Raw genomic sequence first — 5,001 nt, 5'->3', positions numbered from 1 at the left:
GAGTTCAGTATTGGTGACAGACCACCACAAGTATCCAACCTCAATTCTGTTCACAAGACCATCGTTGATGTTCTCGGCGAGCGATACCGTCGAATTTATTCTTAAAGTAGGTGCGGAATGACGGTGTTAAACTTTGTCACAAAAGCTTTTTCTGCTGCGCAGTGCGTAGCGGCGAGCGCTAACTTATAATGCACGGGTTGTTACCAATACCGTAACCGTTATTTATTTAAGACGTTAAATAATGATTAAAAAAAATAAGTTTTCTCTGCTTGCATTGCTGCTGTCCGCACCTATGACATTCACCCCCTCCGTATTGGCGAAAACGGCTGCGCCAGCCATTGCCAGTACACATCAGGAGATTGCCTCAGGCAGTGCGATGGTGGTCGATCTGCGTGATAATAAAGTGCTTTATTCCGCTAACCCGGATGTGGTGGTGCCCATCGCCTCTGTCACCAAACTGATGACGGCGCTGGTGGTGCTGGATGCGAATTTGCCGTTGGATGAAGTTATCTCGGTTGATATCAGCCACACGCCGGAAATGAAGGGTGTTTATTCTCGCGTTCGCCTGAACAGTCAGATCAGCCGCCGCGACATGCTGCTGCTGGCCCTGATGTCCTTCGAAAACCGCGCCGCTGCCAGTCTGGCACATCACTATCCGGGGGGCTATCAGGCGTTTATCGCCGCGATGAACGCCAAGGCCAAAGCGTTGGGCATGACGCACACCCGCTATGTGGAACCGACGGTGCTGTCAATTAACAACGTCTCTACCGCGCGTGACCTGGTCAAATTGCTGATTGCCAGCAAGCAATATCCGCTGCTGAGTCAGTTGAGCACCACGCAGGAGAAAACCGCCACCTTCACCAACCCGGGCTATAGCCTGCCGTTTCGCAATACCAATCATCTGGTCTACAAAAATGACTGGAATATTCAGTTGACCAAAACCGGGTTTACTAATCAGGCGGGCCATTGTCTGGTAATGCGTACCGTGATCAATCAGAAACCGGTAGCGCTGGTCGTACTGGACGCATTTGGTAAATATACCCACTTTGCGGATGCCAACCGTCTGCGACGCTGGATGGAGACCGGGCAGGTAACCGCAGTACCGGATGCGGCGTTGAGCTATAAAAAGCAAAAAGCGCTAGCCTCACGTGCACCGGGTCAAGTGGCGCGGGTTGCAACGGATATTGAATAACACGTTTTAATGCTGCCGCTTTGTAGTAAACCCTGACGGATACCTTTTCCGTCGGGGTTTGGTTCCTCGCCGTTAGGCGCGAAAATCCTCCGGTACCACACGCTTGCCGTTATCCGTGACTTCATCTTCGTGCGCCGGTTCGCGCCAGGTTTCAGCCAATGCGCTGGCGTACCAACGTTGCATGGCAGGTTGCCCTAACAGGTGTTGGCAGTAGCTATTCACGGCTGATGAAACCGGCAAATTATAGGTTTGAATGCGAAATACCACCGGCGCGAAAAAGGCGTCCACGGCGCTGAAGGTATTCCCTGCTAAAAACGGCCCGCCAAAACGCGTAAGACCTTCCGTCCAGAGCACATCAAGGCGGGCTAACTCATCGCGCAATGCCGCTGATAGCGCTGGTATCGCTACGCGTACACCACAGCTCATTGCACACTGGTTGCGCAACGCGGTAAAGCCCGAGTGCATTTCCGCTGACGCACAGCGGGCCCAGGTGCGAGCCGTACTCTCTTCGGGCCACACGCCGCGATGGCGTTCAGCCAGATATTCAATGATGGCCAGCGAATCCTACACAACCTGATTATCATCGACCAGACAAGGCACTTTTGCCGTCGGAGAAAAGGCTTTGAAGGCGGTTTGTACCGCGCCTGCACTGAACGGTGTCAGCTGTTCGGTAAACGGAATATCGAGTGCGGTCATCAATATCCAGGGGCGCAGTGACCAGGACGAATAGTTTTTATTGGCGATATGCAGTTGATACATCGTTAGTGATGCTCCAGGCAGTTTAGCGGTGGGAGAGATCAGTAGGAGTATCATGAAATGTGCCTAATGACACGCGGGGGATGAGAGATGGTGCAGGATTGCGTAATTCTTTCAGTTTTTACTAAAGACAATCAGAACAAATACATTATGATTACGCGCTGGATATTTTGACGACGTTACTGACGTCATTTTCAAACCTCACAGGCGCTCCCCGATGACGTGGAGTGCGGCATGCTTGGGCTAGAATAACGAATGAAATTGCTTACCTCTTTGACGATTGCGATTGGCCTGGCCTGCTCTCCGGCTGGGGCGCAACTGACCAACGCTGCACCTGTTGCGGCACAAAGCAATGCAGCACAAAACAATGCAGCCCATCAGGCGCAGCGTGATGCCTTTGTCTCCGATCTGCTGCGTAAAATGACCACCGACGAAAAAATTGGGCAGTTACTCCTGATCAGTGTGGGAACTGATAACCCGAAACACGTTATCCGCGAGATGATCAGAGACGGGCAGGTGGGCGCGATTTTCAACACGGTAACGCGTCAGGACATTCGAGCGATGCAGGATCAGGTGATGGAACTGAGTCGCCTGAAAATTCCGCTGTTTTTTGCCTACGATGTGGTGCACGGCCATCGAACCATTTTCCCGATTGCGCTGGGGTTAGCCTCTTCCTGGGACATGAATAACATTGCAAAAAGCGCACGCGTCTCTGCTTATGAAGCCACCGAAGATGGGCTAAACATGACCTGGGCGCCGATGGTCGATATCACCCGCGATCCTCGCTGGGGGCGGGTATCGGAAGGCTTTGGGGAAGACACCTGGCTGACCAGCCAAATTGCGCGCGTGGTGGTGAAAGCGTTTCAGGGCGAGGCACCGACCGACAGACATTCACTGATGACCAGCGTCAAACATTTTGCACTCTATGGTGCGGTGGAAGGCGGACGCGATTACAACACCGTGGACATGAGTCCCCAGCGTATGTTTCAGGATTATTTGCCGCCCTATAAAGCAGCAATTGATGCCGGCAGTGGCGGCGTGATGGTCGCTCTGAACTCCATCAATGGCGTGCCTGCAACGGCAAATCGCTGGTTGTTGAAAGATTTACTGCGCGATCAGTGGAAATTCCAAGGGATTACCATCACCGATCACGGCGCGATTAAAGAACTGATGAAACACGGTGTGGCGAGCGATCCACGTGACGCGTCGCGCATTGCTCTGAAATCTGGCATCGCGATGAGCATGAGCGATGAGTACTTTGTGAAGTACCTGCCTGAGTTGGTGAAAAGCGGTGCTATCACCATGCAAGAACTGGATGAGGCTTGCCGTCAGGTGCTGAACGTGAAGTATGACATGGGGCTGTTTGCCGATCCTTACCGCATGCTGGGCGCTGTCAGCAGCGATCCGGTGGATACCAATGCGGAAAGCCGCTTACACCGTGCCGAGGCGCGTGATGTTGCCAAACGCAGCCTGGTGTTGCTGAAAAACCGCCTCAACATTCTGCCACTGAAAAAATCGGGCGTGATTGCGGTGGTGGGGCCGTTGGCGGACAGCAAGCGCGATACCATGGGCAGTTGGTCTGCGGCCGGATTAGCGCGCCAAACGGTGACCGTGTATCGCGGTATTCGCACTGCGGTGGGTAATGACGCGACGGTATTTTATGCCAAAGGCGCTAACGTCAGTAATCACAAAGGCATTATCGATTTCCTGAATCAATACGAAGATGCGGTACAGGTTGATCCGCGTTCGCCGCAAGAGATGATTGATGAAGCGGTGGCGGTGGCGAAGAAATCTGATGTGGTAGTTGCGGTCGTCGGTGAAGCAGCCGGTATGGCCCATGAGGCTTCCAGCCGTTCCAACATTGATTTACCGCAGAGCCAGCGCGATCTTATCGCCGCGCTCAAAGCCACCGGCAAGCCGTTGGTGCTGGTGTTGATGAACGGCCGCCCTCTGGCGCTGGTGCGCGAAGATCAGCAAGCGGATGCGCTGCTGGAAACCTGGTTTAGCGGTACGGAAGGGGGCAATGCGATCGCCGATGTGCTGTTTGGTGATTATAACCCGTCAGGCAAGTTGCCGATGTCCTTCCCGCGTTCCGTTGGGCAAATCCCAATTTATTACAACCATTTGCCAACCGGCCGTCCATATACGCCGGAAAATCCCGGCAAGTACACCTCGCATTACTATGACGAAGCCAATGGCCCACTGTATCCGTTTGGCTACGGCTTGAGTTACACCACCTTCAGCGTGTCGGATGTGAGCATGTCCAGTCCGCTGATGAAACGTAACGGCAGTGTGAAAGCGAGCGTAACGGTCACCAACACCGGTAAGCGTGCAGGCGAAACCGTGGTGCAGCTATACCTGCACGATGTGGTCGCATCTATCAGCCGTCCAGTCAAGGAACTGCGTGGTTACGAGAAGGTGATGCTGCAACCGGGCGAAAGCCGCGTTATCAGCTTTACCATCACTGAAGATGATCTGAAGTTCTACAATGCGCAAATGCAGCAGGTTGTCGAACCGGGCAAATTTGAGGTATTTATCGGTCTGGATTCACAACGAGTGAAACAACAGAGCTTTACGCTGCTCTGACACCCGTCGCGCACTTACGATCCTCGGCCTCTGCCGGGGATCGTTTTCGCTAACGGCATCGCTGGCGCGGTGGCATCAACCGCCGTGAACCAGAATGATATAGCCGACCAGCATCAGACCGCTAATCCCGCCTAATGTCATCAATGAGAACGCGCCGATCATGGCGATTTTGCTGAGGTTCATAAAGTTATCCTTTTGTTAATCGCCATAAATTATAAAGCCTATCGCGTATGAAACAAGCGGCCTGAACGAGTAACGGTGTCAGCCCAGCCATAAACCCAGCAACAGATAACCGCCAAACAGCATCAAAATAGCCCCTATGCCGCGTTCAATCAGATAAAGCCGTCATTCCGCACCTGATTTTTCTTTTTTCGGGACTTGGCGGTATTCTGAAGTTCTGAATTTATTACTGCTTTTTGCAGACCAATCAGCATGAGTACTCCCCACGTTACCATCCGTAACCTTGA

General features: G+C 52.9%; 3 protein-coding genes and 1 pseudogene. 2 read left to right on the top strand and 2 right to left on the bottom strand.

Annotation, left to right across the window (positions count from 1 at the left end; all coding sequences use genetic code 11):
- Positions 1–241: 241 nt before the first annotated feature.
- Complete coding sequence (gene pbpG, locus ACTBDZ_RS15085; RefSeq protein WP_438815923.1) at positions 242–1,192, top strand: D-alanyl-D-alanine endopeptidase; 951 nt, start codon at positions 242–244, stop codon at positions 1,190–1,192.
- 72 nt (positions 1,193–1,264) lie between these two features.
- Here the strand turns inward: pbpG and ACTBDZ_RS15080 are convergent.
- A pseudogene (locus ACTBDZ_RS15080) lies at positions 1,265–1,951 on the bottom strand (glutathione S-transferase family protein).
- Between the two features lie 252 nt (positions 1,952–2,203).
- On the opposite strand from ACTBDZ_RS15080, the gene bglX reads away from it, so the two are divergent.
- The gene (gene bglX / locus ACTBDZ_RS15075; RefSeq protein WP_438815922.1) at positions 2,204–4,534 is read left to right on the top strand and encodes a beta-glucosidase BglX; all 2,331 of its coding nucleotides are present in this window, start codon (positions 2,204–2,206) and stop codon (positions 4,532–4,534) included.
- A 75-nt stretch (positions 4,535–4,609) separates the two neighbouring features.
- Here the strand turns inward: bglX and ACTBDZ_RS15070 are convergent, their stop codons facing one another.
- Positions 4,610–4,717, bottom strand: a complete 108-nt coding sequence (locus ACTBDZ_RS15070) for a protein YohO (RefSeq protein ID WP_438815921.1) — start codon at positions 4,715–4,717, stop codon at positions 4,610–4,612.
- Positions 4,718–5,001 lie beyond the last annotated feature (284 nt).

Origin of the sequence: Symbiopectobacterium sp., from assembly GCF_051710365.1 — a bacterium.
Classification (GTDB): domain Bacteria; phylum Pseudomonadota; class Gammaproteobacteria; order Enterobacterales; family Enterobacteriaceae; genus Symbiopectobacterium.
This window is presented reverse-complemented; position numbering and strand designations above follow the sequence as displayed.

What these genes read in the sequence shown, in the direction of transcription:
- ACTBDZ_RS15070 (WP_438815921.1), bottom strand. Translation starts at nt 4,717, where the DNA reads ATGAACCTCAGCAAAATCGCCATGATCGGCGCGTTCTCATTGATGACA.
- bglX (WP_438815922.1), top strand. Translation starts at nt 2,204, where the DNA reads ATGAAATTGCTTACCTCTTTGACGATTGCGATTGGCCTGGCCTGCTCT.
- pbpG (WP_438815923.1), top strand. Translation starts at nt 242, where the DNA reads ATGATTAAAAAAAATAAGTTTTCTCTGCTTGCATTGCTGCTGTCCGCA.